The sequence below is a fragment of the Streptomyces sp. NPDC051051 genome (genome assembly GCF_040682975.1).
Lineage (GTDB): Bacteria > Actinomycetota > Actinomycetes > Streptomycetales > Streptomycetaceae > Streptomyces.
In genome coordinates, this window is sequence record NZ_JBFBCB010000007.1 from 192,734 (window position 1) to 217,491 (window position 24,758).

Genomic DNA, 24,758 nt, shown 5'->3' on the forward strand with positions numbered 1-24,758 from the left:
CGCCGGCCGGGCCCGTGGGCGCGGGCCGGCCGGTGCGCGGGGAGGCGCGGACGGACCGGAGGGGACCGGTCCGTCCGCGTCGTCACCCCGCACGCCGTGGGAGTTTCCGAGGGGGAGGGAAAAGGCATGGCCAATTTCTCGAAGTCGAACGTGCCGCGGTTCGCGGTGGACGTCTACCAGAACGCCTACCTGCCGGAGGGCGGCCGCGAGGTCAACGCGATCGTGACGGTGACGGCCACCGGCGGCGGCACCGTCGGCACCGGGGTCGCGGCACCACACCTGTACGCGCCGGGCGCGGGCCCGTCCGCCGCCGTGGTGATCATGGTCGACTGCTCCGGTTCGATGGACTACCCGCCGACCAAGATGCGCAACGCGCGCGACGCGACCGCCGCCGCCGTCGACACGCTCCGCGACGGCGCGCACTTCTCGGTGATCGGCGGCACGCACGTGGCCACGGAGGTCTATCCGGGCGGCGGGCGCCTCGCGGTGGCCGACCCCGCCACCCGCGAGCAGGCCAAGCAGGCCCTGCGCCGGCTCAGCGCGGGCGGCGGCACGGCCATCGGCACCTGGCTGCGGCTGGCCGACCGGCTGCTGTCCACCGCCGACGTCGCCATCCGGCACGGCATCCTGCTCACCGACGGCCGCAACGAACACGAGTCGCCCGAGGACCTCAAGGCCGCGCTGGACTCCTGCGCGGGCCGGTTCACCTGTGACGCGCGCGGCGTGGGCACCGACTGGGAAGTGAAAGAAGTCACAGCGATCGCCTCCGCCCTGCTCGGCACCGCCGACATCGTCGCCGACCCGGCCGGGCTCGCCGCCGACTTCACGCGGATGATGGAGACGGCCATGGGCAAGGAGGTCGCGGATGTCGCCCTGCGGCTGTGGACCCCGGCCGGCGCGGCCGTCCGGTTCGTCAAGCAGGTCGCGCCGGCGGTCGCGGAACTGACCGGCAGGCGCACCGAGTCGGGCCCGCGTTCCGGCGACTACCCCACGGGTTCCTGGGGCGACGAGTCCCGCGACTACCACGTGTGCGTCGAGGTCCCGGCGGCCGGCGTCGGCCAGGAGATGCTGGCCGCGCGCGTCTCCCTGGTGATCCCGGAACCCGGTGGCACGGTGCGGAACCTGGGCGCGCAGGGCCTCGTACGGGCCGTGTGGACCGACGACATGACGGCCTCCACCTCGATCAACCCGCAGGTCGCCCACTACACCGGGCAGGCCGAACTGGCCCAGGCCATCCAGCAGGGGCTGGATCTCCGCAAAGCGGGTGATATGGATGGAGCAACGGCCAAACTGGGCCGGGCCGTTCAGCTCGCGAGCGCGTCCGGGAACGCGGATACTGCGAAACTGCTTGCGAAGGTGGTGGACGTGGTCGACGCGCCGACAGGTACTGTGCGATTGAAGGCGAAGGTCGCGGAGGCCGACGAGATGACCCTCGAGACCAGGTCCACAAAGACTGTTCGTGTAAAGAAGTGACCTAGCGGACGCTAGAGGAACACCGAAGGAAAGGGGGACGCGCCGACATGCCGACCTGCCCGAACGGACACCAGTCGGGTTCCGACGACTGGTGCGAGGTCTGCGGTCACCGCATGGCCGGTGCCGTACCTCCGCCCCCTCCCCCGCCGCCCCCGGCCGGCGGGGGCTACGGCTTCCCGCCGCCCCCGCCGGGCGCCGGCGGCCGTCCCGACAACCGGCACCTGTCCGCGGTGCCGAACGCCGAGCCGGAGCTGTGCCCGCAGTGCCGCACGCCCCGTGAGGGCGGCGCGCCGTTCTGCGAGGAATGCCGGTGGAACTTCCTGACCAACACGGCGACCTCGTACACGCCCGCCGCCCCGCGCCCGCCGGGTCCCGGCGGGCCAGGTCCCGGTGGACCGGGAGGTCCCGGCGGATTCGGCAGACCCGGCGGTCCTGGCGGTCCTGGCGGTCCCGCCGGGCCCGGAGCGGGTCCGGACGCGCGGTTCCAGCCTCCGCCCCCGTCCTTCGGCGGGAGCGACGCGTTCGACTACCAGAGCTCCCGTCCCTCCCAGGTGAACCGTCCCGCCGAGCCGATCCCGCCGGGCCCGCCGTTCGGCGGCGACCCCTCGCGGCCTCCGGGCCAGGGGGGCGGCCGGCCCTTCGGCCATGAGCAGGGCGGCCAGAGCGGTCCCGGTGGACCGGGTGGTCCCGGCAACCCCGGCGGCGGTCGGCCGTTCGGTGGTCCGCCCGGCGGGCCTCAGGGGCAGGGGCACGGGCCGGGTCCCGGCGGCACGCCGGGCGGCCCGGCCGACGGCCCCGGTGGCGGGTCGCCCGCGGGCGCCTACGGGCGTGACCCGTCGGGTGTCCCCGGCGACCCCTTCGGACGCCGCCCCGGCCCCGCGAACCCGTCCTCCGACCCCTTCGCACGCGAGCCCTCCGGCCCCGGCGGTCCTGGTGGTCACGGCGGCCCCGGCGGCGGCTACGGCGGTTCACCGCAGTCCGGCGGTCCGGGTGGCCCCGGCGGTCCTGGTGGTCCCGGTGGCCCCGGGGGACGCGCCCCGCAGGCCTTCCAGCCGTCCGGCGGCCCGCAGGCCCCGGCCGGTTACCCGCAGGGGACCGGTCGGCCGCAGCAGCCGTCCGGCCCGTCCTTCGGCGGCGGTGACGACGACTGGGTGCTCTCCCCGCCGTCCCACACCGGTCCCGGCGGCAACCAGGGCGGCGGCTACGGCTACCCCCAGCCCGGCGGCAACCAGGTCCCGCCCGGCCAGGCCTTCCCGCAGCAGCCGGAGACCTGGACGGCGACGATAGGCACGGACCGCGAGTACTTCATGGCGATGATGCACCGCTCGGGACCGGAGGCCGCGGGCCTGAACCTGCCCGCCTACTCCCCCGAGCAGCAGCGCACGCTCGACGGCAACCAGATCACCATCGGCCGCCGCCGGCACTCCACCGGTGAGACTCCCGACATCGACCTGTCGGTGCCGCCGGAGGACCCGGGGGTCTCGCACCAGCACGCGGTGCTGGTGCAGCAGCCCGACGGCAGCTGGGCCGTCGTCGACCAGAACTCGACGAACGGCACGACGGTCAACGGTTCCGACGAGCCGATCCAGCCCTTCGTGCCCGTCCCCCTCCAGGACGGCGACCGCGTCCACGTCGGCGCGTGGACCACGATCACGGTCCGACGGGGCTGAGTCCCGCGGGGGCCGAGCCCCGGCGGGGCCGGCCCCGGGAGGGTCAGGTCCCGACGAGGCCGGGGCCCGACGATCCCGGCAGGGGCCAGGCGTACGGTCCCTCCGGATCGTCCAGCCACGCCCACATCTGCCCGCGCCCCACGGTGACGCCGTACCGGTGCCGTCCGGGCCTGCCCTCGCGCTCCCACAGCGCGTACGCCTCCTGGGGGTCGAGGGTCTCCCGGGTGAGGGCCAGCAGGAAGCGGAACAGCTCGTCCTCCCTGACCCTCGGCGGCACCCCGCCGAGGGCGACCGGCTCCGGCGCGGGCCGCTCGGTGCCGCGCAGCGGAACGAAGTAGGCGGGGGTGTGCAGGAAGTTCCCCTCGGCCTGCCCGGTCTCCCCCACCGTCAGCGCGAGCAGCCCGGTGGCCAGCGGGGTCAGGATGCGGCCGCCGGGACGGCACTGGGCGACCCAGGCCCGTGGGACCGACGCCAGCTCGCAGGTCGCGACGATCCGGTCGAAGGGCGCGCGTTCGGGAACCCCGCGGGCGCCGTCGCCGGTGACGACGGTCGGCCGGTAGCCGGCCTCGGCGAGGTGCCGCCGGGCGGACTCGGCGATCTCCGGATCGAGGTCCACGGTGGTGACCCGCTCGTCCCCGAGCCGGTACGACAGCAGCGCCGCGTTGTATCCCGTGCCGGCACCGATCTCCAGCACCCGGTCCCCCTCCCGCACCCGCAGCTCGGCCAGCATCTCGGCCATCAGCGAGGGCTGGCTGCTCGAGGAGACCAGGTCGCCGTCCCGCAGCCGGGTGGCCAGTGGTACGTCCTCGTACGCGCCGCGCACCCACCGCTCGCGGGCCCGTGGATCAGCACTCTCACCCCAGCGCCGCTCGTACCCGCCCGCGCCGCCGGCGTAGTAGTACGGCACGAAGAGATGGCGGGGGACGACGGCGAAGGCCCTCCGCCAGGCCGGATCGGCGGCGAAGGCCCCGCTCGCCTCGATCTCCCGCACCAACGCCGCCCGCTCGGAGGCGGCGAGCTCCTCCAGCTCCTTGCCGAGCGCATGCGTTGCCATACGTCCACTGTGCGACGCGGGAGCCCATGGGGCGAGTGCCCGCGCCCGCCGGCCCGGAGGCGCGGTGAGCAAGGGCCCCGTGCCGGAAGGTCCTGGGCCTGGAGTACTAGGTCCCCGGGTCTGAGACCATGGGGGACGTGAAAGAGATCCGGCGCGGCACGCTTCAGGAGCAGACCTTCTACGAGCAGGTCGGCGGGGAGGACACCTTCCGCCGACTGGTCCACCGTTTCTACGAGGGAGTGGCCGAGGACCCGCTCCTGCGGCCCATGTACCCCGAGGAGGACCTGGGCCCGGCCGAGGAGCGGCTCACGCTGTTTTTGATCCAGTACTGGGGCGGCCCCACGACGTACAGCGAGAACCGCGGCCACCCCCGGCTGCGGATGCGGCACGTGCCCTTCACCGTGGACCGGGCCGCGCACGACGCCTGGCTCAGGCACATGCGGGACGCGGTGGACGAGCTGGGGCTGTCCGAGGAGCACGAGCAGACGCTGTGGAACTACCTGACGTACGCGGCGGCGTCCATGGTGAACACCGCGGACTGAACCGGCGTACGGAGGCCGACGTGCGCGGGCCGGGGCCGGGGCGTACGGCCGCTCAGCGCACGCTGAGGCCCAGGCCGCCGAACCCCGCCCGCCGTACCGCGATCGAGCCGTACGGCGTCCGCAGCCGCAGCCATGACCCCGAGGAGTAGAGCCCGGTGTCCCGGGCCGCGGTGGCCGGCCGCAGGAAGCCCAGCGACTGGGCCGCGTGCACCGCGCGCACGGGCAGGCCGGTGTCCCCGACCGTCCGGGACCAGATCTCCCGCCCGATCCGGTCGAGTTCGGCGCGCGTACGGCGCTCGGCCTGCAGCTCCTCGGTACGACGGCGGAACTCCGCGACGGCCGCGCCGACCATCGCGCGCAACTCGTCCGGCGCCGGAAGGCCCGCCAGCGGCTCCCAGCCGCCGCGGGGCGGCAGTACGCCCGCCCAGGGCGGCCCGGTCACCGCGGCGGGCACGGCGGCCGTGGCCGCCGTCTCGTCGACGCTCTCCAGCAGCTCCCCCGCGGACACGGTCACGTCCAGCGTGACGTCGAGGCCGTTCTCGTACGGCTTCGCCAGCCGGACCGCCCGGACCGCGAGGACCTCGAAGGACGGTGGCCGTCCGAAGACGGCCAGCGCGGTACCGGCCGCCTGGAGCCGGACCGCCGCCGCGCGGTCGTAGTGGAGCAGCCGGGAGAGGAAGGCTGCGAGATCCGCCGCCTCCCCCTCGTCGGCGAGGTGGAGCACCGTCATGCGGCGACGGCCTCCTTGTCGTCGTCCCGGTACTCCTCGAGGAACTCACGCTCCTCGTCGGTGATCCGGCGAGGCCGCTGCGTCGCGAAGTCGAACGGCACGATCACCGTCGACGCGCTGACGTAGACCTGGTCGCCGTCCTTCACCTCGTAGGCGATGGTGAAGGACGCGGCGCGTATCTGCGTGATCCACAGCTCGATGTCCACGGGTCGGTGCCGGTGGACGAGCTGCCGCTTGTAGTCGATCTCGTGGCGCGCCACCACGGACCCCTGCTTGAAGTCCTTCTCCGGGCGGAACAGGAAGTCGATACGGGCTTCCTCCAGGTAACGGAGAAACACCACGTTGTTGACGTGGCCGTACGCGTCCATGTCCGCCCAGCGCAGCGGGCAGCGGTAGATGTGCCGCAAGAAAGATCAGCCCCGGGTCAGCTTCTTGTAGGTGGCGCGGTGCGGACGGGCCGCGTCCGGACCGAGCCGCTCGATCTTGTTCTTCTCGTACGACTCGTAGTTGCCCTCGAACCAGAACCACTTGGAGTCACCCTCGTAGGCGAGGATGTGCGTGGCGACCCGGTCCAGGAACCACCGGTCGTGGGAGACGACCACGGCCGCACCCGGGAATTCGAGCAGCGCGTTCTCGAGGGAGGACAGGGTCTCGACGTCGAGGTCGTTGGTCGGCTCGTCGAGGAGCAGCAGGTTGCCGCCCTGCTTGAGGGTGAGCGCGAGGTTGAGACGGTTGCGCTCGCCGCCGGACAGGACGCCGGCCGGCTTCTGCTGGTCCGGGCCCTTGAAGCCGAAGGCGGAGACGTAGGCCCGCGAGGGCATCTCGACCTGGCCGACGTTGATGTAGTCCAGCTCGTCCGAGACGACGGCCCACAGCGACTTCTTCGGGTCGATGCTCTCGCGGCTCTGGTCGACGTACGAGATCTTGACGGTGTCGCCGACCCTGATCGAGCCGGAGTCCGGCTCCTCCAGACCCTGGATCATCTTGAAGAGCGTGGTCTTGCCGGCGCCGTTCGGGCCGATGACGCCGACGATGCCGTTACGCGGCAGCGTGAAGGAGAGGTCGTCGATGAGGACCTTCTCACCGAAGGCCTTGCTGAGGTTGTTGACCTCGACGACGACGTTGCCCAGACGCGGGCCCGGCGGGATCTGGATCTCCTCGAAGTCCAGCTTCCGCATCTTGTCGGCCTCGGCGGCCATCTCCTCGTAGCGCGCCAGACGCGCCTTGGACTTGGCCTGACGCCCCTTGGCGTTCGACCGCACCCACTCCAGCTCCTCCTTGAGGCGCTTGGCGCGCTTGGCGTCCTTCTGGCCCTCGACCTTGAGGCGGGAGGCCTTGGACTCCAGGTAGGTGGAGTAGTTGCCCTCGTAGCCGATGGCGCGGCCGCGGTCCAGCTCGAGGATCCAGCCGGCCACGTTGTCCAGGAAGTACCTGTCGTGGGTGACGGCGACGACGGTGCCCGCGTACTTCGCGAGGTGCTGCTCCAGCCACTGGACGGACTCGGCGTCCAGGTGGTTGGTGGGCTCGTCGAGCAGCAGCAGGTCGGGGGCCTCGATCAGCAGCTTGCACAGCGCGACGCGGCGCTTCTCGCCACCGGAGAGGTTGGTGACCGGCCAGTCGCCGGGCGGGCAGCCCAGGGCGTCCATGGCCTGCTCCAGCTGGGCGTCCAGGTCCCACGCGTTGGCGTGGTCCAGGTCGTCCTGGAGCTTGCCCATCTCCTCCATGAGCGCGTCCGAGTAGTCGGTCGCCATCAGCTCGGCGACCTCGTTGAAGCGCTTGAGCTTGCCCATGATCTCGGCGGCGCCGTCCTGCACGTTCTCCAGGACCGTCTTGGACTCGTCGAGCGGCGGCTCCTGCAGCAGCATCCCGACGGAGTAGCCGGGCGACAGGAACGCGTCGCCGTTGGACGGCTGCTCCAGCCCGGCCATGATCTTGAGAACGGTGGACTTACCGGCACCGTTCGGACCGACCACACCGATCTTCGCGCCGGGCAGGAAGCTCAGCGTCACGTCGTCAAGGATGACCTTGTCGCCGTGCGCCTTGCGCGTCTTGCGCATGGTGTAGATGTACTCAGCCAAGAGAAACCGTCCGGCAGCTTGAATTCTGGCAGTGGGCAGATACACCCCATCTTGCCGGACGGCTACCCCTGGGGGGAAACCCGATCGACCGTGAGGCTCTGACCTGGGGTTTCGTTGTAGACGGTGGTGTCCGCCGCGTCCCGGTCGGCCGTCGTCCCCGTCCCGGTCGGTCGTCGTCCGGTGACTCCGGGGCACGTCGGAGGGCCCGGGACGGCCCGCAACACGTCGTCACGGGGCAGCTCCAGCTGGAGCCTCGTCCGCCGACAGGGACGACAGGGACAGGGATCGGCACCGGCGGGCCCCTGAGGGGGCCGTGGGTGCCGCGGTGGGTGCCGGTCAGCCCCGCGCGTCGTTCTCCTTGCGGCCCACGAGGACCAGGACGGTGCCGCCGATGACGACCAGGCCGATCGCGGTGCCCGCGATCAGGGGGGTGACGTCGGAGCCGCCCGTCTGGGCGAGGTCGGTGCCCGAGGAGGCGGTGCCGCCCACCGTGGCCGGACTCGGTTCGGTGAGCGTCTGGGTGGCCAGGCCGGACTCGGCGGCTCTGGTGCGGCAGTCGAGGACGCCGGTGAAGCGGCTCTGGGTGCCCTGCGGGCCGGTGATGGTGAAGTCGTAGGCCTGATCCTCCTGGAGGGGGATCGTCACCGTCTGGGACGTGCCGGCGGGGATGCTGTGCCGCACACCCATCAGTTCGAAGGTGAAGGCCTGGTCGCCCTGGTTGGCCGCGATGAGATCGACGCCGTTCCTCGTGCAGTTCTTCGCCGCGGAAAGGGCCGGTACGGCGCCGGCCCCGGCCCAGGTCGCGGACGCCGTCGCGGAGACGGTCGATTCGCTGGAGCCGGCCAGGATCTGGGTCTGGCTGCGGCTCTCGGAGGTGAAGGCGCGGCCGACGGGGACGGTGGTGGAGGCCTGGACGGTCAGCTCCGCGGCGCCGGCCGCGGTGGCGGCGGGCACGTCGAAGAACAGCTCGCTGCCGTCCTGCGCGGAGGTGACGGGCTTGCCGTCCCTGCCGACGATCCGGACGCCGGTGGTGGCCGAGTTCAGCGGCGGTGACACCGTCACGGCGCTCGCGCCGGTCCGAACGGTGACCGGGCCGAGCAGTTCGCCGGGACGTCCGGAGACCGCGGCACCGTCAAGAGTCAGTGAGGCCTGGGGTTCCGCCACGGCACGGGCGGCTTTCTGGAGGTGGTCCGCGAGCCGTTCGGCCTGCGGGTCGACGGCCTCGACGTCCGCGCCGTCCGAGTAGCGCCAGATCGCCACCTGGGTCCCGGCCGCCGCGTCCTGCTCGGTGAGGCCCCCGGCGATACCGGCCTTCTTGGCCAGCGTCGCCAGGTTGTTGACCTGGGGGTAGGAGTTCTGCAGGATCCAGCGGATGCGGCCGGCGTCCTTGTTGACGGCCAGTGAGGTGCCGCTCCAGGGAGTCTCCTGGTACTTGGCGTCCTTCTGCGTGGGGTTGTGGAGGTCGACGCAGTAGGTCTGGAGGGTTCCGCCGCCCTCGACGGACATCTCGAACAGGCCGGCCGAGACCTCCTGGTCCCCGCTCTCGTCGTGCAGCACGGCGGCTCCGTACGTCTTGAGGCCGCCTATCGTCGCCGTCGCTCCGCCCCGGGTCTGCGCCGTCGTCTCGGCGGCGGCCGGGCCCGCGGCGGCGAGGACCCCGGCGGCGACGAGCCCGGACACGAGCGTCCCCGCCGCGAGGCGCACCGCGCCCCGTCCGCGTCCGAACGGCGCGGAGAACGAAGAAATCACGTAATTTCCCTTCCAGCAGGACCCGTTGACGTGGGGGGATGGGTCCCACCAGCAGAATCAGAAGCCCCGTGAGCCACGTTCGGCATCCTAGAGAGGCGGGCGTACCGGCCTTCCCGGTCAGGTCGTCCGATGGGTGATCCGACTCGGAATCGTTATCCCCAAGATCGCGCCCGAGCAGGGCTTATCGACAAATCAACCCACCACGCAGGGTCGTATCCGCCGATAAGCCGCTGATCAGCCAGACCGGCACGCTCCCTGACATCAGGTCACGGCTGCCGGCTCGCGTCGCCGCGGTGATTCCGGCTCCGCCGGGGTCTGCCAGTCGGGTTCCGGCTGCGCGGGTGCGCCGGCCGCGGCGGCCGACTCGGGCCTGGCCGCGCGACGGAAGGCCGAGGTGCCGCGGGCGAGGTCGTGACCGATCGCCACGGCGTCGATGTCGGCCGACGTCCTGTTCTGTCCCTCGCGCGCTTCCGCGCGCACCTTCAGCCGACCCTGCACGATCACCGCTTCACCCACGTTCAGCGACGCGGCCACGTTCGCCGCCAGCTGCCGGTTGGCCCACACCGTGAAGAAGTTGGTGTGGCCGTCGGCCCAGGTGTTCTTCTCCCGGTCCCAGTAGCGCGAGGTCACCGCCAGCCGGAACCGCGCCGACGGTCCCGCCGACAGCTCCCGGTACACCGGCTGCGTCGCCACGTTCCCCACCGCGCAGACCATCGTCTCGTTCATCGAGGACCCCTCCCTCACCCGGGCGTCGGCGCCGGGCGGATACGCGTACGGGCCCGTCCCGTACGGCTGTGTCTGCCGGGGCGGCGGCGGCCGCGAGGCGTACGCCCCGAGCCGCTCACCGCCACCGTCGCCACGACCGCTTCGCCACGATCGCCGCGAAACCAGACTGCCTCCGCCGGGCCGAGCCCGCCGAGCGCTGTGGATCACCACCCGCCTGTGGAAAAAGCCGTCACCCGGACGGGGGTCCCGCGTCGCACCGCCCCCGGGCCGACGCCCCGGCCCGCGCCCGCACCTCCCCTTCTCACCTGGCCAGCGCCTGTGCGCCCATCACCCTGCCGTACTGCTCCCGCACCTCCCGGTACCGCAGCAGCTCGGCGGCCACGGGGTCCAGGACCCTCGCCCTGCCGCACCCGGCGGCGGCCTCTCGCAGGCGCCGTTCCGCGTCCTGGCCGTATCTGCGTGCGGGGCCGCGGGCCGCGATCCGGCAGCTCCACTCCACCAGCGGGCCGCCGATGATGCCGGCCACCATCAGCAGCACCGGCACTCCCAGGTTCGGCGACATGAACCCGGCGATCTGGCCGACCAGCCACAGTCCGCCGAGCACCTGCAGGACCGTCATGGACGCCTGCGCCAGCACGGCCACCGGCCACCAGCCCGGCCGCGGCGGGCGCCCCTCCGGCACCCCGGCCCGCGCGGTCAGCTCGTCCAGTGCCTCGGACAGCCCCTGCGCACCGCGTACGGCGGCCTCCCGTACCGCCTGCGCCCACGGCGCGGGCAGCCCCGCCGAGGCCCGCTCCGACACCGTGCGCACCGCCTGCTCCACGCGCTGCCGCGCGGTGGCCTCCTCGTCGGCCTGCGAGCGGACCCGGACGCTGCCGGTGGGAGGATCGCTGCGGTCCTGGCACCACCGCCACAGCCTCAGCCACGGCGTCCCGCACGCGCGGTTGGCGTTGCGCAGCCAGGCGCGTTCGGCGGCCTCGCCCGCGGCCGTGGCGCCCACCGCGTCCGCGAGGCGGGCGGCGAAGTCGTCCCGGGCCTCCTCGCTCAGGCCGGTGCACCGCGTCGTCGCGTAGACGGGCCGCAGCTGCCAACCGGCGGCGTCGACATCGGCCGAGATGCGCCGCGCCGCGGCACCGCGCTCCGCGACGAACTGACCGAGCAGTTCGCGCAGTTCCCCGATGCCGTCGCCGGTCAGCGCGGACAGCGCGAGGACGGTCGCGCCCGGTTCGCCGTACTCGCCGAGGGCGACGCCGTCCTCGTCCAGCAGCCGCCGCAGGTCGTCGAGGACCATCTCGGCGGCCTCGCCCGGCAGTCGGTCGATCTGGTTCAGGACGACGAACATGACCTCCGCGTGTCCCGCCATGGGCCGCAGGTAGCGCTCGTGGAGCACGGCGTCGGCGTACTTCTCCGGGTCGACGACCCAGATGACGGCGTCCACGAGGGCCAGGACCCGGTCGACCTGTTCACGGTGCTGCACGGCGGCCGAGTCGTGGTCGGGCAGGTCCACCAGGACGAGTCCGCGCAGCTGGGCCTCCGCGTCCGCGCTCTGCACCGGGCGGCGACGCAGCCGGCCCGGGATGCCGAGCCGGTCGATCAGGGTCGCCGCGCCGTCGCTCCAACTGCACGCGATGGGGGCGGCGGTGGTGGGCCGCCGTACGCCCGTCTCCGAGATGGTCACCCCGGCGAGGGCGTTGAACAACTGGGACTTGCCGCTGCCGGTGGCCCCGGCGATGGCGACCACGGTGTGCTGTCCGGAGAGCCTGCGCCGGGCAGCCGCCTCGTCGAGAACCCGGCCCGCCTCGGAGAGCGTCCTGTTGTCGAGCCGCGCGCGGGAAAGCCCCACCAGTTCCCGCAGCGCGTCGAGCCGGGAGCGCAGGTGGCCGTCGTAGGCCAGGGGGGCCGCGGCGGCCTGGGAGCTGCCGGACCGGACCTCCAGGGCGGCGGCCTGCTCGGCGGCGGTGGCCTCGCTCACGCGACGCGCGATGAGACCGTCGCCCCAGGGTTCACCGGAACCGGGGGCCTCCTGCGGGGGGTGGGCGCCGCGGTCCCTTCCCCGGCTGTCCTGGCCGCGTACGGGGGCCTGGGTCTCCGGCGGGTGTGCGGGACGGTCGCTGCCGGGCGAGCGTCGGGAGCGTTCGCCGTCCGGCACGCGCGCGGGGCTTTCCTCGCCCCCACGTGCGGGGCTGTCCTCGCCCCGCGACCTGTCCCGCACGCGCGTGTGAGGAACGGCTTCGGCCCTGGACCGATCGTGCGAGGACTCGGCCTCGGCCCTGGACCGGCCGCGTGAGGAGTCGTCGCCCTTCCGTGCGGATGCGGGACGATCCTTGTCCGGCACCCGCACGGAAGGGCCGTCGTCTTCTCGCGCGGCCGGGGACGACTCGGCTTCGGGCCCGGTCCCCGACCGGGCGCCCGCGGACTCGTCGGTCTCGTGCGCTCGCGCCGGACGGTCGTCCGCGTCGGCGGGCGTCGAGGAGCCGCCCTCCACCGCCTTCGCGGGAGGACCGCCTTCGCTCCCGTCCTCGGACACGGCTCCCTCGGCCGCACCGGCGGAGGGGCCTTCTCCCGCCGCCTCGGCGGAGCGCTCCCCCTCTGCCGTGCCTGGGGCCGGCCGCCCTTCGCCCACCTGCTCGTCCTGGGTGCCCTGGGGGTCCCGGGGTTCCTCCCGACCGCCCGAGGACGAGGCACCGTCTCCCTCGCATCCCGCCTGCATCGACCGCCCCTCACGCCCCTCACACTCGGCGAGTTCCATGTGATCCATGTGATCCATGTGATCCGTGCGGCCCGTGTGGTCGGTGTGGTCGGTGTGGTCCTGGTTCGTGACGGCGGTCACCGGTCACCTCTCCTTCTGTAGTACGGACAGCGCGGCGATGAGTTCGGCCTGGGGTTCGACGTGGACGTCGAGTCCGTCGAGCGGGGCGAGCCGGCGCTCGCGTTCGTTGTGCATGACACGGTCGAGGTGTTCGGTGAGCAGCCGCCCGCCCCGGTCGCGCAGCCGCAGCGCGCCGTGGGCGCCGATCCGCTCGGCGAGCCCCTCGCCCGCCGAGCGGGCCCTGCGACCGCCCAGCAGGACGGTGGCGACGAGGGCTGCGACGAGTTCGGGATCGGGTGCGGCGCCGCGTTCGAGGTGGCGCACCTCGTCCTCGGCATACTCCTCCAACTCGCGCCGCCAGCGCCGTACGGCCATGCCGATGCGGTGTTCGGCGGTCTCCAGGGAGGTGTCGCGGTCGAGCAGTTCGGGGGCACCAGCGGCCGGTTCGAGACGCCATGCCTCGTCGACCCGCTCGTCGGCCGCGGTGACGGCGCACAGCAGGAGCGCGGCCAGGCTCTCCACGAGGGCGTCGAGCAGTTCCCCGGCGGTGCAGTCCAGCGGGAAGGCCCGCCAGCGCTTGAGGGCGTCACCCGCGAGCACGGCGCCGCTCTGCAACCGGCCTCGCACGCGCGCGTATTCGCTGTCGTACGCCCCGTCGACGGCCGAGGTGAGCCGCAGTGCGGCCGCGTACTGCGCGGCCGCGGCGCCGGCCAGTTCGGGCATCCGGGAGTTGAGCGAGTCGAGGACGCCGTACGCCGTGCGGGCCATCACGTCGTGGCGGGCGGCCCGGTCCTGTGCGTGATGGATGAGCCAGGTGCGCAACGGTGCCACCGCTGTGGCCGGAAGCAGCCCTCCGCCCCAGGCGGACTCGGGCAGTTCGGGCACGGTGAAGCGCGGTACGTGACCCAGGCCGGCCTTGGTGAGCAGGGCGCCGTACTGGCGGGACACCTCGGAGACGACCTGGTGGGGTACGCGGTCGAGGACGCTCACGAGCGTCGCGTTGTACTCCTTGGCGGTGCGCAGGAGATGCCAGGGCACGGCGTCGGCGTACCGTGCGGCCGTGGTGACCATGACCCAGATGTCGGCGGCGCAGATGAGTTCGGCTGCCAGGACACGGTTGTCGGCGACCAGGGAGTCGACGTCGGGCGCGTCCAGGAGGGCGAGGCCGGGCGGAAGGGTCTCAGCGGTCTCGATGCGCAGCAGGCGTCTGCCGTCCTCGCCGGGCAGCAACAGGTCGTCCGCGGGCTCCTGATGGGGCACCCACACGCGTGTGAGGTCGGGCAGCACCCGCATGCCGCTGAACCAGTGATGGTCCTCCGGATGGCACACCAGTACCGGCGTCCGGGTCGTCGGCCGCAGCACTCCCGCTTCGCTGACTCTTCGCCCCACCAGGGAGTTGACGAGCGTCGACTTGCCGGCGCCGGTGGATCCGCCCACGACGGCCAGCAAGGGTGCTTCGGGCTGTCTCAGCCGGGGCACCAGATAGTCGTCGAGCTGGGCGAGGAGTTCGTCGCGGTTGGCACGCGCGCGTGGCGCCCCCGCCAGGGGCAGCGGGAAGCGTGCGGCGGCGACACGTTCGCGCAGGGCGGAGAGTGCGTTGAGCAGCTGAGGCCGTACGTCCAAGGTCACCACATGCGAAGAATGCCTAATTTCGGGGGATTTATGAAGCACATAGACATGCCTGCGCGCCGATGGGACACAAGGGACGGAAGGTGCGACCGGGACAGAGGTACAGCGCAGGCATAACGAGTGCACAACACCCGGCGCCCCAGACGCCAAAAGCGGTGCACGATTCGCACCTGCCTGCGATTATCAGGACCGCTTCACTGAACCTCCACATCGAGCCACGGAGGCGAAGCACGCAGGACAAGGAACCGGGAGCCCTATCCTTGTCCCCGGCAACGTCACGGATCGTCCCGCACCCGGGCACCGGGTACGAGGCCACCACAACCGGCCCCCGTAGCTCAGTGGATAGAGCAGGCGCCTTCTAAGCGCTTGGCCGCAGGTTCGAGTCCTGCCGGGGGCGCAAGTCTCCGCCCTCCCCTTGGGAGGGCATTTTTGCTGGCCGGAGCAGGTTTCACCCGAAACGACGAAGCCCCGGACGCTCTCCCGGCGATCATGGAGAGGGTCCGGGGCCGTCCGGTTGTCACCGGGTTTTTGCGGGTGGCTGTGTCGAATACGTGTCGAAGTTTTCGGCGGAGCTCTCGGTGCGGAGCCTCATCCCGTGCCGGGCGGTTCGGGGAGATCTCCCGCGGCCTCAAGGCGCCGTTTCAGATCGGGCAGCTGCCCCTCGACGCACCGCGCGTACGTGGCCGGCAGCACCGGCACGCTGTTCCCGGCCCATTCGGCCACCTGCGCGGGCGGGATCCCGTCGTTGAGCCATTTCGTGAGGCGCGTGTGCCGGTTGTCGTACACCCGCCTGCCGGTGGGCGACTCGAAGACGTGCGGAGGCAGGACGGCCTTACGCGCGCTGCGCCACGCCCGGCGGATGACCGAACCCGCGAGGACGCCTCCCGTCTCTCCCCGGAACAGCAGATCCCCCGGTTTGAGCCGCTCGTCCTCGATGTGCCGGCGCAGGATGCGCGTCAGGGCGGGGTGCCCCGGCGCGGCGCGCGTCTCGCCCTCGGCACGGCCCTTCAGGTCGCGTTCCTCGTGGATCTCCCCGGTGTCGGTCCACTGCCTGCCGACCTCCGGGGTCGCCGTGTGGATCAGCAGCTCACACCACTGGTCCTCGGCGCCGGGACCGGGAAGCGTCACGTCGTGCACGCGCATGGTTACGGCTTCCTCCGGCCGCAGGGCGCAGGGAGCAGGGCGCAGTAGTACAGCGTGGCGAAGAACGCGTGCAGCCGCGGTCCCCCGCGCGGCCGGCGCCGGATCCAGTCGAGGAGCGCCGCCGCCTGGTCCGCGTTCATCAGGGACCGCTTGTCCACGGCGTTGCCGGTCCTGGTGACGGCCGTCGACTCCTTTCCCTTTGAGCTCGTAACACGATCTTGTTGAGGTGCCCTGGTCGGGCGTGACCGATGTGACGATTCGGCCGTTCGGGAGAGTGTGAGTACTCGGCCATGGATGGTGGATGACGGCTTGTGGATGCTGATCGAGCCGCTGCTGCCGCCCTGACCTGAGCGATCACCGGGGCCGCAGCCGGTGACGGACCGGCTGTGTCTGCAGGGCATCCTGTACGTGCTCCACGACGACATAGCCTGGCAACTGCTGCCCCTGGAACCGGGGTTCGGCTCCGGACAGACCTGCTGGCGGCGTCTGGAGCGGTGGCAGCGGGCCGGGGTCTTCGACCGGCTGCACCGCATTCTGCTCGCCGAGCTGGATGCGGCCGGCGAACTCGACTGGTCCAGGGCGTGTGTGGACGACTCCCACATCCGTGCGAAAAAGGGGGAGCCGACACCGGTCCGTCGCCGGGCGGAGAGCTCCGATCGCGAGGTTTCTGCAGGCGGCCATCGCCCTGGGGGTGTTTCCGGTCCGCAACTGGGAGGCGTACTCGGCGAAGGTGACCTCCCTGACGTGGTGCAGGGCCTTGACGGTCCAGTGCCCTCGGATCAGTCGGGCGAGCCGAGCCGGGCCGGCCTGCTCAGCGGTGAGGCCGGTGACCGCGTAGCGGGACCAGCGGGTCGACGGCCGTGCCGAGCCGTTCGAGCAGGGCCGGCGGTGCGTCGGCCACCCATTCACTCACCGCGAGCAGGGATCACGCCCCGGCGAGGACCGCGCAGGCCGTCAGTGCCAGGGGCGTCACGAGAGGGTGCCGTCCTCCCCGCGGATCCCGCGGGCCCGGGACCTGCGCGAGGCGTTCCAGCAGATCCGGAAGATCGCTCCCGGACACTTCCGGATGCGGTCTGAGCTGTTCAAGGCAGGGGAGATCAGAGATGGTGCGTCGGCAGGCAGGGGCAGTCCAAGGTCACAGAGCGTAGAGAACTCCACGATCGCGGACGTCCGTGCCTGTTGTGTGCCGAACCCCGCCCAACATGACGAGACGTCAGCAACCGGGCGTCAGCCGACTACGTCGAAGTCCTGACCGAAGAGGGCGCAGCAGTACGCGACTTCCGGTTGGTTTCCGCTGCGCCCTTCGAGATGCACGACGAATGGATCGCCTTACCTCGCCGTCACCTCCCGAAGGAGATATGGGCGATATCTACTGTAAACTCTCTTTTAGTTCCTCTGCGCTACCCAACGCACCGAAATGCAACCGCCAGTTGATCCCCAACACCGTGACGAGGGAGACTATCTGGCGGATGCGTGTTCCCGACCGAGTGGCACTCGCTTCGGTATCCTCCCGTGCAGGCCATCGGAGGTCATTTACCCAAGGATTACTGGGCAGTTGACCTCAGGGTTTCGTGGTAGCGTCCTTGTTCGGAGGGACAGTGCAACCTGAAAGGGAAATCGTGAACACGGAGAAGATCGCCGCTCGCCGCCTCTCGCTGGAAGAGGTGACGAAGCTCGGCGTGAAGGACAGGATCTTCGTTTCCGCCGACACGGCAGAACTCAAGCTTCCCGACTGCTATGTCCCTGCTTTTCTGACCAAGTCCGGTGAGAATTTCGAGGGCGGCTCGATCACGGCGATAACCGTATTCCAGGAAGAGGTCTCCTGCCTTCCCGACGACGAGAATGAAGCCGGAATCTACTTGGCCGACGAGAACGGCTCGGTGACCATCGAGGTCCTCCAGTCCGCCGGTGTCGTGCTGGACCTGGCACTTTTCGTCCCCGGTGGGGACAAGGGGGCCCTCACGGCCCTTTACGCTGCGGCCCGGCAGGCGTTCGGCGCCGACATCGTGCAGATCTGGCGCCAGGGCCTCAAGGAGGTTCCCGACGTGAAGGTCGACATCTTCGAGGAGCAGATTCCCCGGGGGCGCAAGGGGAGCGACAGCCCCAAGCGTGACCGTCGCGCGATCGACACCTACCCCACCCGTGCGGACTTCATCGAGTTCTCCGCGGGGTGGAAGCCGGTCGTTGAGATTCACAGGCCGATTGTTGACGACACCCCGACCATCTGAGGCGGTGTTACCTCTCGTTCTCGGCCTGAGAGAACGCCGAGAACGCCTGCGCCGGACCCGGTCGACCCCTGAGCGGCCCAGGGAGCCGTCGGAAAATAACTCACGAACGCCGAAGTGCCGTTCCACTCGATGACCTCGCGAGACAGCCCGCCTGACCAAGGTCAAAGTCTGAAGTTATTCTGTGACAGCCCTCAGGGCTTCGGCGTAGTCGCGTGACGTCCGCCTCGCGCTCAGGCGAGGCCGAGGAGCGTGAGGGGTCGGCGGGCGTCACGCGCATTGCGGCGGCGGCCGGAGGCGATGTTCTTCGCGCCGTTCAGCCGTAGGGCCCCGACCGCGAGGTTGCGCCAGGTTGCCATAGCGCGGGGTGCGCTGTCGCTCCGCCATCGCGCACGCGGTCAGGTCGAGGAAGACGGTCGGCGCGTGCCGCACTCCTCGCAGCCGGATCATCTGCTATCAGCCAGAACGCCCAGCCCAGCCGCTCATCCCATGCACGAGCGTCGTCCGCATCTGCACCTGTCCTTCAGCCACGCAGGGGATCATCCCCCGGCACCGTCGGCCGGCTCCGCTCGACGGCGCCCGGAGACGCAGGCCACCGAGGCGCAATGGACATGAGACAGGAACCGTCCGCTCGCGCCCCCTTCACCGCAAGTGGTCACGAAACGGACGCCCGCCGGCTACGCCGAAGCCCTGGGGTGCCCGCGGTCTCAGCGGTAGCCGGCATAACGCCGCGGGGAGGGGAACCGAGTCGTCTTCGGGCTCCCTCCCCGGTTGAAACGGAGGGTCGTCGGCGGCAGGCGTTGCTTGCGGCCGCTGTTTCAGGAGCGGTGCGGTTCGCTCACTCCCAGAAGGTGACCGCGGCTGGTTGCGACGCGGAGCACGTCCCGGAGAGTCCCGGTCAGTTCCCCGGTCAACCGCCGCAGGTCCTCCGGGTCCGCGTCCTGGTCGTCAAGAGTGTCCGAGGCGTGCTCCAACAGGATCGCCGCCGTGTCGAGTTGGTCCGCTTCGATGTTGTCCGCCAGGCGGGACATGTAGCCGCCCTTGTCATCCGTGCTCAGGTAGCAGGGCTTGCCCTCCGGGCCCGACCACGGGAGCAGGCGAAGTTCGTTCCGTGCTGTCATCCTGGCGTCTGCCTCTCGTCGGGCATGTGGTGGGTGGTGAAGACCGCGTCGGCCCGATCCCCTGGGAAGACCAGCAGGCCCGCCTCGACCACTCGGCCGGTGAGGTCGGTCGCGACGCGCGTGATCGCCAGAACCGGCGTGACGGAGTTGGTCCGCAGGGTCGATGACTCGTCCGGCATCGGCGGACGGGCGCAGACCGTTTCCCGGACAGCAGCCGGCGGAGGGCCGAGTACGGCGAACCTCTTGGCCGCCTCCGGGCACGGGCATTCGTCGTCGAGCACCCCGGTCGGCACCAGGTCGCACGGGATGTAGATACGGGCCAGTCCGTGCGGTGACTCCCCCTCGTGGCTGACCAGAAGAACTCCGCGAGTGGGCTGCCGGTCGGCACCCTCAGCAAGGTCGTCAGGTGTCCGTCGGCTTGGACCGTGGCGGTGCGAACGGTGACACATAGGGCCGCTACATCGCCCGTCGCGGGGACCGCTTTGCGTACGACCGCCCAGAGGGTGCGGCCGTTCATGCTGGTGGCGAGGAGGCCGAAGCGGTCGGCTTCCGCCACCACGTCCAGGACCTCCCGCCATGACTCGGCGGAGAGCGCGTCCGGCACCTCCGCTTCCACCGACGTGTGCCGGGGGTGTTCCTCCACTCGCGTGAGCAGCCCGAGGGCGGACAGCCGGGCGGCGAGGGCCGCCGCGCTAACTCCCGAAGCGGGCACAGGACAGCCTCCGGCACCGGCGGAGATCGCGGCACGGCTGGGCATCGCCGAGGGCGAGCTGTGCGTCCGTACGACGTACGAGTTCCTGGCGGACGGCAGGCCCGTGCAGCTGTCGACGAGTTGGGAGCCGTACGACCTCACCGCCGGCACGCTCGTCGTCCTCCCCGAGGGAGGGCCGCACGCCGGGGCGGGCGTCGTGAACCGCATGGCCGCGCTCGTCACGCACATCCGGCGGACGTACTACAGCGACGAGAGGCGGCCCGTGGAGACGGCGGACATCGTGGTTCCCGCCGCCCACTGCGAGATCGTCTACGAGATCCCGATCAACCGTCCATAGCGGTCGGCCTGCGGGACCCGGGAAAGCAGGTCTGCGGGTGTCGCGCCTACCTTCAGCGTCGGATGTACCAACCCGCCACCAGCACGATGAGAATGGCAACCACGAAGGCCCACAGGGTCGTTGCTCCGTGATACGAGCGGTAGGCAATCAGAGCAAGCATGTTCAAGCGGATACCCCGGGCTTGTGGCTTCAGCCGACCCGCGTCGCCCGCCCCTGTGCCGAATGCGTGTCGAAGGCGCCGCAGATCCGCGGTCGTCAGCCGAAGAACGCGAGGTCAGAGGGCATGCGCCGGTGATCTCACCAAGCGCCTTCCAAGCGCTTGGCCGCAGGTTCGATTCCTGCCGGGGGCGCCCGTCTCCGCCCTCCCCTGGGGAGGGATTTTCGCTGTTCGCGGCGCGTTTCATCGGACGCGACGAAGCCCCGCCGACCCACGCTGTACTGTCCCCGCAGTCGCTCACGGGGAAGGCGGAAGGGGGAAGGATGATCGGACGGTGGCCGACGGCCCTGGGCGCCAACCTGCTGCTCGGCATCCCGGGGGTGGTGCCGATCTGGCTGCTGTGGTTCCTGGCGGCGAGCCGGTACGACCCGGAACCGACGGAGAACGACGGCATGGCCCTCTGGCTGGTGATCATCGCGCCCGTGGTCGGTCTCTACGTGCTGCTGTGGTGGACCGCCAACAGTGCTCTCGCCCGCCGGACCTCACTGTCCGCTCAGACCTACTGGCTGCTCAGCGGCGTCGGCACGTTCTTGCCCACCATCGCACTCGTCCTGCTCCACCCCTGATGCACGCCCGTGATGCACGCCCGGTGCGGGCCGCCGTCGGAGGACCGGCGTCAGAGGGCGGGCGTCAGAGGGCGGGATCCGCCTGTACGGCCACCCGCACGCCGCCCCCCGCCAGTACCGCGACGGCCGCCGTGTGCGTCCCCGCGACCGTCAGGTCCGTCAGGCTCGCCTCGGGGCGCCGGCCGAGCCGCCCGGGCCAGCCGAGGACGGCCGGCGCGGCGTCCGGCGCGGACAGCTCCAGCTCGCGCAAGGGCACATGGAGACCCACGCCGAGCGCCTTCAGCACGGCCTCCTTGCGGGTCCAGGTGCGCAGGAAGGCGGCACGGCGCGCGGCCGGCGGGCGGGCGTACAGAGCTCTCCGTTCGCCCTCACCGAGCGCGGTGCGCGCCGCCGCGTCCACGTCGAGATCGATGCCGTCGTCCTCCACGTCGAGCCCCACGGCGGCGCCCCGGCAGACCGCGACCCCGACCACCTCCCCGCTGTGGGTGACGGAGAAGTCGACGTCCGCGTACGGCGAGCGCTCCGGCACCGCCAGCTCCACCTTGCCGTGCGGCCCGCCGCAGCGCGGGCACACGCGGCGCAGGGGGACGTCGGCGGGAGGCACGCCGAGAAACCCGCCGAGGGCGACACGGCTGAGCGCGCACCCGACCAGGAAACGCGCCTTGTCGGCCGGCCGGGCGGTGGCCTCGTGGCGGGCGCGCTCGACGGCGTCGAGCAGGCCGAGGAGCGCGGGCCGGGCGTCGCCCGTCCGGGCCCACCACACCAGCACCTCGTGCTCCGCCACTGCCACGGCTCCTCAGCCCTTTCCGCCGATCCGCCGATCCGCCGATCCACAGGCACACCGGTCCGCAGGCACACCGGTACACCGGTACGCCCACGGCCCGAACCCCTGCCCGCCCCGCACGACAACGAAGAAAGCAGCCGAATGCGTCTGCACACGGGAGTGGGGGACGGGCGACCGTCTCGCCGTCCTCGTCCACGGCATCATGACCGGCCACCGCACCTGGCACGAGCCGGCGCCGGTCCTCACCGGTCGGGGCTACCGCGTGCTCGCGGTGGATCTGCGGGGTCACGGCGCCAGGGAGCGCGGGGCGTACGCGCCCACGCTCTTCGCCGAGGACCTCGTGGACACGCTCCCGCGTCACCCGGAACTGGCGCGGGGCCATTCGCTGGGGGCGCCGGCCCTGGCCCTGGCGGTGGAGGAGCCGGCGCGGGCCCGCGCTCCAATCGGAGCCGGCCTGGCGGCCGAGCGGGGCGGAGGGCGGGCCGGACCCGGCGTTCTCCACGCTGTTCAAGCGTTCTCCGGACCTGCCGACGAGTTCCTCCCGCCCACGGGACGGCGCCGAGGGCGGTGCGCGGCTCGCGGTCGAGCGGCAGGCCCTCGACGTCTGGGACGAGAACACGGCCCTCGCCCTGTCCGCCCACCGCCTCGCCGACCACACCCCGGAGAAGGCCGTCGTCCCCTCGCTGGTCCGGGTGTCGGACCCGAGCACGCTCGTCAGCGCGCGGGCGCGGGCGGAACTCGTGCGGCGGGGCTTCGAGGTGCGTACGGTGCCCGGCACGCCGCACGCCATCCACCGGGACCGGTTCGACGCGTTCGTCGACTCCCTCTCGGGGTGGCTGTGACGTCAGTACGGCGGGAAATCGGTGCGCCGTGAAATCGATACCCACGGAAAAGTGAAGCACCGCGGAATCGGAATCACGGCGTCGCGGATCGCGTCACGTCCGAGTCAGTGCACCGCACGCAGCATGCGCGTGACATTGATCTTCGTCGGCGAAAGACCGAGTTCCACACTCTGCATCATCCGCTCGCCGTTCAGCCGGCCATAGGCCAGCAGATCGACGTTGGCCAGGCTGAATTCCGGCCAGGTGTGAATGCTCAGGTGGGAGGCCGAAAGCAGCAGAATCGCGGTGACCGCACCATTGGGGAAAACGTGCGAGGACTCGCCGAGCACCTGGGCGTTCCCTTTTTCGGCGGCCGTGCGCAGCACCTGGAGGAGGCGCTCCTCGTCGGTCAGGATGCTGTGGTCGCTCACCCACACGTCTACGGCGTAGGAGCACAAATCATCGACGTTTATACCCTCGGTGGCGAGGCTTGCGGGGTTGGTCATGGGGAACCGGGGGTCGCGATCCGCTGCCCCCGTCTCCTTTCACATAGAGGTGCGCTGGTCCGCGCGTCCGAAGGGGAAGGCACCGAGGCCGAAAAACGACGCTCGATGAGGCCCAGCCTAGCATCCGGGTCGCTCTACGGCTCGCGCGCGCACGCCGTCAAGGGCTGCGGCGCCCCCCTCCTCGCCACCCTCCGAATATCGGCGAAACAATTCTTCGGGCGCCCGGAAAAGAGCTTTCCCATTCCCCCTCTATTTTTCCGCATTACCGGCGTCGCGGCCGGGTCCGGTCGACGCCGCGCCAGCCCGTATACTCGACAGTCCTGGATTCCATCAGCCCGCCCGGAGCAGCTTTGTGAAAAACGCGCCTCGACACCGCCGGAGCATCCCCGCCGATCGAGTGCTCACGGAAGTCGCGGACGCCGTCAGGCTTCAGGAGGGCCCGCCCGGAGTGCGCTCCGTGCTGCGAGCCCTGCGCCGCCTGGCCCCCGCCTCCACGAAGGACATCAGCCGGGCCACCGGCCTGCCCGTCCCGATCGTGGCCGCGCTGGGGAACGAGCTGCGCCGCCGCGATCTGCTCACCAAGGAGCGCCCCTCCCGGCTGACCCCGGCCGGCCTGGACCTGGTGGCCGAGCTGGGCATGGACCTCACGCTCGACGCGACCTGCGGCACCTGCGAGGGCCGCGAGCTGGTGATCCCGTCCGTCCTGGACGAGGCCGTACGACGACTGCGCGCCCTGATGGAGTCCGGTCCCGCCGCCGACATGGCGATCGACCAGTCCCACTGCACGCCCGAGACCAAGGTGCGCCGCGTCCTCGCGCTGCTCGCGGCGGGCGCGCTGCCCGGCGGATCCCTGCTGCTGATCGGGGACGACGACCTCGTCTCGCTGGCGGTCGCCGTCGTCGGGGACGTCCTCGGCGCCCCGATCGTCGAGCGCGTGACCGTCGTCGACATCTCCCCCGAGATCCTCGCCTACGTCCGGAAGGTGTCCGCGGGCCTGGGCACCCGCGTCGAGACGGTCGAGCACGACCTGCGCGAGCCGCTCCCCGCCGAGCTGCACGGCGGCTTCGACGTGGCGATGACCGACCCGCCGTACACCCCGGAGGGCGCCCGGCTGTTCCTGTCGCGCGCCGTGGAGGGCCTGCGCCCCGGCCCCGCACACAGCATCTTCTTCTCCTTCGGCGGCAAGAGCCCGGACGAGATGCTCGAGGTGCAGCGCGAGATCATGGCGCTCGGCCTGGTCACCAACGGCTACATCCGCAATTTCAACGAGTACGAGGGCAGCGGCATCCTCGGCGGGGTCGGCTTCTTCCAGCACCTGCTGACCACCACCTCGACGGCCTCCCGGCAGGGCGCCTACGAGGGTCCCCTCTACACGGGCGACAAGCGGACCCGGCAGCGCGAGTACGAGTGCGTGGCCTGCGGCACGAAGCTCCGTGTCGGACCGGGTGCCCGCTGGACGTCGGTCGCCGCCCTGCGCGCCGACGGCTGCCCCCGGTGCGGCAAGGGCCCTTTCCGCCCCGGCCGCCTGGTCCCGGCGGACGAACCCGGAACCACGGCACCCACCGCACCACCGGCGCCCGCCACCGCGCCGGTGCCGGCACCAGCACCAGCACCAGCACCGACCCAGGCTCAGGCACCTGTGCCGGCACAGGTGCCCGCCGCCGCGGGGCCCCCCCCCCCCCCCCCCCCACCCCCCCCGCCCCCCCCCCCCCCCCCCCCCCCCCCCCCCCCCCCGCCCGCGCCCCCCCCCCCCCCCCCCCCCCCCCCCCCCCCCCCCCCCCCCCGGGGGCCCCCCCCCCCCCACCCCCCCCCCCCCCCCCCCGCCCGGGGGGGGGGGGCGGGGGGTTAATATAAAACCAGGAAAAA

At 71.7% G+C, this 24,758-nt stretch carries 21 protein-coding genes, 1 tRNA gene and 5 pseudogenes; 11 read left to right on the forward strand and 16 right to left on the reverse strand.

The features are described 5' to 3' along the window. The first annotated feature begins 126 nt into the window (after nt 1-126). Nucleotides 127-1,473: a VWA domain-containing protein gene (locus AB0N31_RS08345; RefSeq protein ID WP_366057593.1), complete on the forward strand. Its 1,347-nt coding sequence runs from the start codon at nt 127-129 to the stop codon at nt 1,471-1,473. Between the two features lie 47 nt (nt 1,474-1,520). Then, nucleotides 1,521-3,143 carry an FHA domain-containing protein gene (locus AB0N31_RS08350; protein ID WP_366057594.1) on the forward strand — a complete coding sequence of 541 codons (1,623 nt, stop codon included), beginning with the start codon at nt 1,521-1,523 and terminating at the stop codon, nt 3,141-3,143. A 43-nt stretch (nt 3,144-3,186) separates the two neighbouring features. Here the strand turns inward: AB0N31_RS08350 and AB0N31_RS08355 are convergent, their stop codons facing one another. After that, entirely contained in the window at nt 3,187-4,197 is a 1,011-nt protein-coding gene (locus tag AB0N31_RS08355) for a methyltransferase domain-containing protein (RefSeq protein ID WP_366057595.1), read from the reverse strand. Nucleotides 4,198-4,325: 128 nt separating this feature from the next. On the opposite strand from AB0N31_RS08355, the gene AB0N31_RS08360 reads away from it, so the two are divergent. Then, a complete protein-coding gene (locus AB0N31_RS08360) occupies nt 4,326-4,739 on the forward strand; it encodes a globin (RefSeq protein WP_366057596.1) in 414 nt (137 codons plus the stop codon). Nucleotides 4,740-4,791: 52 nt separating this feature from the next. Here the strand turns inward: AB0N31_RS08360 and AB0N31_RS08365 are convergent, their stop codons facing one another. From AB0N31_RS08365 to AB0N31_RS08395, 7 genes are all read right to left on the reverse strand, one after another. Continuing rightward, nucleotides 4,792-5,469, reverse strand: coding sequence for a hypothetical protein (locus AB0N31_RS08365; protein ID WP_366057597.1), 678 nt, complete (start codon nt 5,467-5,469; stop codon nt 4,792-4,794). Further along, on the reverse strand, nt 5,466-5,876 hold the full coding sequence (locus AB0N31_RS08370) for a thioesterase family protein (RefSeq protein WP_366057598.1): 411 nt from the start codon (nt 5,874-5,876) through the stop codon (nt 5,466-5,468). Before AB0N31_RS08370 ends, AB0N31_RS08365 begins: the two co-directional genes overlap by 4 nt. 6 nt (nt 5,877-5,882) lie before the next feature. After that, entirely contained in the window at nt 5,883-7,547 is a 1,665-nt protein-coding gene (gene ettA / locus AB0N31_RS08375; protein ID WP_363088315.1) for an energy-dependent translational throttle protein EttA, read from the reverse strand. Between the two features lie 336 nt (nt 7,548-7,883). Next, nucleotides 7,884-9,296 carry a TQXA domain-containing protein gene (locus AB0N31_RS08380; RefSeq protein ID WP_366057599.1) on the reverse strand — a complete coding sequence of 471 codons (1,413 nt, stop codon included), beginning with the start codon at nt 9,294-9,296 and terminating at the stop codon, nt 7,884-7,886. 261 nt (nt 9,297-9,557) lie between these two features. After that, entirely contained in the window at nt 9,558-10,022 is a 465-nt protein-coding gene (locus AB0N31_RS08385) for a single-stranded DNA-binding protein (RefSeq protein WP_366057600.1), read from the reverse strand. Nucleotides 10,023-10,323: 301 nt separating this feature from the next. Next, complete coding sequence (locus AB0N31_RS08390; protein ID WP_366057601.1) at nt 10,324-12,852, reverse strand: GTPase; 2,529 nt, start codon at nt 12,850-12,852, stop codon at nt 10,324-10,326. A gap of 3 nt (nt 12,853-12,855) precedes the next feature. Then, complete coding sequence (locus tag AB0N31_RS08395) at nt 12,856-14,463, reverse strand: dynamin family protein (RefSeq protein ID WP_366057602.1); 1,608 nt, start codon at nt 14,461-14,463, stop codon at nt 12,856-12,858. Between the two features lie 321 nt (nt 14,464-14,784). Here AB0N31_RS08395 and AB0N31_RS08400 point away from each other — a divergent pair. Further along, nucleotides 14,785-14,857: transfer RNA gene (locus tag AB0N31_RS08400), tRNA-Arg, on the forward strand. Nucleotides 14,858-15,048: 191 nt separating this feature from the next. Here the strand turns inward: AB0N31_RS08400 and AB0N31_RS08405 are convergent. Continuing rightward, nucleotides 15,049-15,603: a hypothetical protein gene (locus AB0N31_RS08405; protein WP_366057603.1), complete on the reverse strand. Its 555-nt coding sequence runs from the start codon at nt 15,601-15,603 to the stop codon at nt 15,049-15,051. Nucleotides 15,604-15,605: 2 nt separating this feature from the next. Next, nucleotides 15,606-15,761 carry a hypothetical protein gene (locus tag AB0N31_RS08410; RefSeq protein WP_366057604.1) on the reverse strand — a complete coding sequence of 52 codons (156 nt, stop codon included), beginning with the start codon at nt 15,759-15,761 and terminating at the stop codon, nt 15,606-15,608. Between the two features lie 208 nt (nt 15,762-15,969). On the opposite strand from AB0N31_RS08410, the pseudogene AB0N31_RS08415 reads away from it, so the two are divergent. Next, a pseudogene (locus tag AB0N31_RS08415) lies at nt 15,970-16,119 on the forward strand (transposase); the annotation flags it as partial. Between the two features lie 1,103 nt (nt 16,120-17,222). Further along, entirely contained in the window at nt 17,223-17,831 is a 609-nt protein-coding gene (locus AB0N31_RS08420; protein WP_366057605.1) for a hypothetical protein, read from the forward strand. A gap of 230 nt (nt 17,832-18,061) precedes the next feature. Here AB0N31_RS08420 and AB0N31_RS08425 read toward each other — a convergent pair whose 3' ends face one another. The 4 genes and pseudogenes from AB0N31_RS08425 to AB0N31_RS08440 all read right to left on the reverse strand — a co-directional run. Next, entirely contained in the window at nt 18,062-18,187 is a 126-nt protein-coding gene (locus AB0N31_RS08425) for a hypothetical protein (RefSeq protein ID WP_258572997.1), read from the reverse strand. A 459-nt stretch (nt 18,188-18,646) separates the two neighbouring features. Further along, entirely contained in the window at nt 18,647-18,949 is a 303-nt protein-coding gene (locus tag AB0N31_RS08430) for a hypothetical protein (protein WP_366057606.1), read from the reverse strand. After that, nucleotides 18,946-19,400: pseudogene (locus AB0N31_RS08435) on the reverse strand (UTRA domain-containing protein); the annotation flags it as partial. The pseudogene AB0N31_RS08435 and the gene AB0N31_RS08430, both read right to left, overlap by 4 nt. A gap of 6 nt (nt 19,401-19,406) precedes the next feature. Beyond that, nucleotides 19,407-19,661, reverse strand: a pseudogene (locus AB0N31_RS08440) (hypothetical protein); the annotation flags it as partial. 10 nt (nt 19,662-19,671) lie between these two features. Here AB0N31_RS08440 and AB0N31_RS08445 point away from each other — a divergent pair. Next, a pseudogene (locus tag AB0N31_RS08445) lies at nt 19,672-19,998 on the forward strand (UTRA domain-containing protein); the annotation flags it as partial. Between the two features lie 480 nt (nt 19,999-20,478). Next, nucleotides 20,479-20,781 carry a hypothetical protein gene (locus tag AB0N31_RS08450; protein WP_366057607.1) on the forward strand — a complete coding sequence of 101 codons (303 nt, stop codon included), beginning with the start codon at nt 20,479-20,481 and terminating at the stop codon, nt 20,779-20,781. A 64-nt stretch (nt 20,782-20,845) separates the two neighbouring features. Here AB0N31_RS08450 and AB0N31_RS08455 read toward each other — a convergent pair whose 3' ends face one another. After that, nucleotides 20,846-21,565, reverse strand: a complete 720-nt coding sequence (locus tag AB0N31_RS08455; RefSeq protein WP_366057608.1) for a 4'-phosphopantetheinyl transferase superfamily protein — start codon at nt 21,563-21,565, stop codon at nt 20,846-20,848. Nucleotides 21,566-21,767: 202 nt separating this feature from the next. Between AB0N31_RS08455 and AB0N31_RS08460 the strand changes: the two are divergent. Both AB0N31_RS08460 and AB0N31_RS08465 read left to right on the forward strand, forming a co-directional pair. Continuing rightward, nucleotides 21,768-22,115, forward strand: a pseudogene (locus AB0N31_RS08460) (alpha/beta fold hydrolase); the annotation flags it as partial. 142 nt (nt 22,116-22,257) lie between these two features. Beyond that, the gene (locus tag AB0N31_RS08465) at nt 22,258-22,407 is read left to right on the forward strand and encodes a hypothetical protein (protein WP_366057619.1); all 150 of its coding nucleotides are present in this window, start codon (nt 22,258-22,260) and stop codon (nt 22,405-22,407) included. Between the two features lie 104 nt (nt 22,408-22,511). Here AB0N31_RS08465 and AB0N31_RS08470 read toward each other — a convergent pair whose 3' ends face one another. Continuing rightward, nucleotides 22,512-22,892, reverse strand: a complete 381-nt coding sequence (locus tag AB0N31_RS08470; protein WP_366057609.1) for an S-adenosylmethionine decarboxylase — start codon at nt 22,890-22,892, stop codon at nt 22,512-22,514. 397 nt (nt 22,893-23,289) lie between these two features. On the opposite strand from AB0N31_RS08470, the gene AB0N31_RS08475 reads away from it, so the two are divergent. Further along, nucleotides 23,290-24,741 (forward strand): bis-aminopropyl spermidine synthase family protein, encoded by a 1,452-nt coding sequence (locus tag AB0N31_RS08475; RefSeq protein WP_366057610.1) that lies wholly within the window; start codon nt 23,290-23,292, stop codon nt 24,739-24,741. Nucleotides 24,742-24,758 lie beyond the last annotated feature (17 nt).

Bases quoted from the DNA above. Each gene is read 5' to 3' on its own strand.
- AB0N31_RS08345 (WP_366057593.1), top strand. From the start codon at position 127: ATGGCCAATTTCTCGAAGTCGAACGTGCCGCGGTTCGCGGTGGACGTC.
- AB0N31_RS08405 (WP_366057603.1), bottom strand. From the start codon at position 15,603: ATGCGCGTGCACGACGTGACGCTTCCCGGTCCCGGCGCCGAGGACCAG.
- AB0N31_RS08360 (WP_366057596.1), top strand. From the start codon at position 4,326: ATGGGGGACGTGAAAGAGATCCGGCGCGGCACGCTTCAGGAGCAGACC.
- AB0N31_RS08350 (WP_366057594.1), top strand. From the start codon at position 1,521: ATGCCGACCTGCCCGAACGGACACCAGTCGGGTTCCGACGACTGGTGC.
- AB0N31_RS08425 (WP_258572997.1), bottom strand. From the start codon at position 18,187: ATGGCAACCTGGCGCAACCTCGCGGTCGGGGCCCTACGGCTGAACGGC.
- AB0N31_RS08385 (WP_366057600.1), bottom strand. From the start codon at position 10,022: ATGAACGAGACGATGGTCTGCGCGGTGGGGAACGTGGCGACGCAGCCG.
- AB0N31_RS08470 (WP_366057609.1), bottom strand. From the start codon at position 22,892: ATGACCAACCCCGCAAGCCTCGCCACCGAGGGTATAAACGTCGATGAT.
- AB0N31_RS08365 (WP_366057597.1), bottom strand. From the start codon at position 5,469: ATGACGGTGCTCCACCTCGCCGACGAGGGGGAGGCGGCGGATCTCGCA.
- AB0N31_RS08430 (WP_366057606.1), bottom strand. From the start codon at position 18,949: ATGACAGCACGGAACGAACTTCGCCTGCTCCCGTGGTCGGGCCCGGAG.
- AB0N31_RS08355 (WP_366057595.1), bottom strand. From the start codon at position 4,197: ATGGCAACGCATGCGCTCGGCAAGGAGCTGGAGGAGCTCGCCGCCTCC.
- AB0N31_RS08450 (WP_366057607.1), top strand. From the start codon at position 20,479: ATGATCGGACGGTGGCCGACGGCCCTGGGCGCCAACCTGCTGCTCGGC.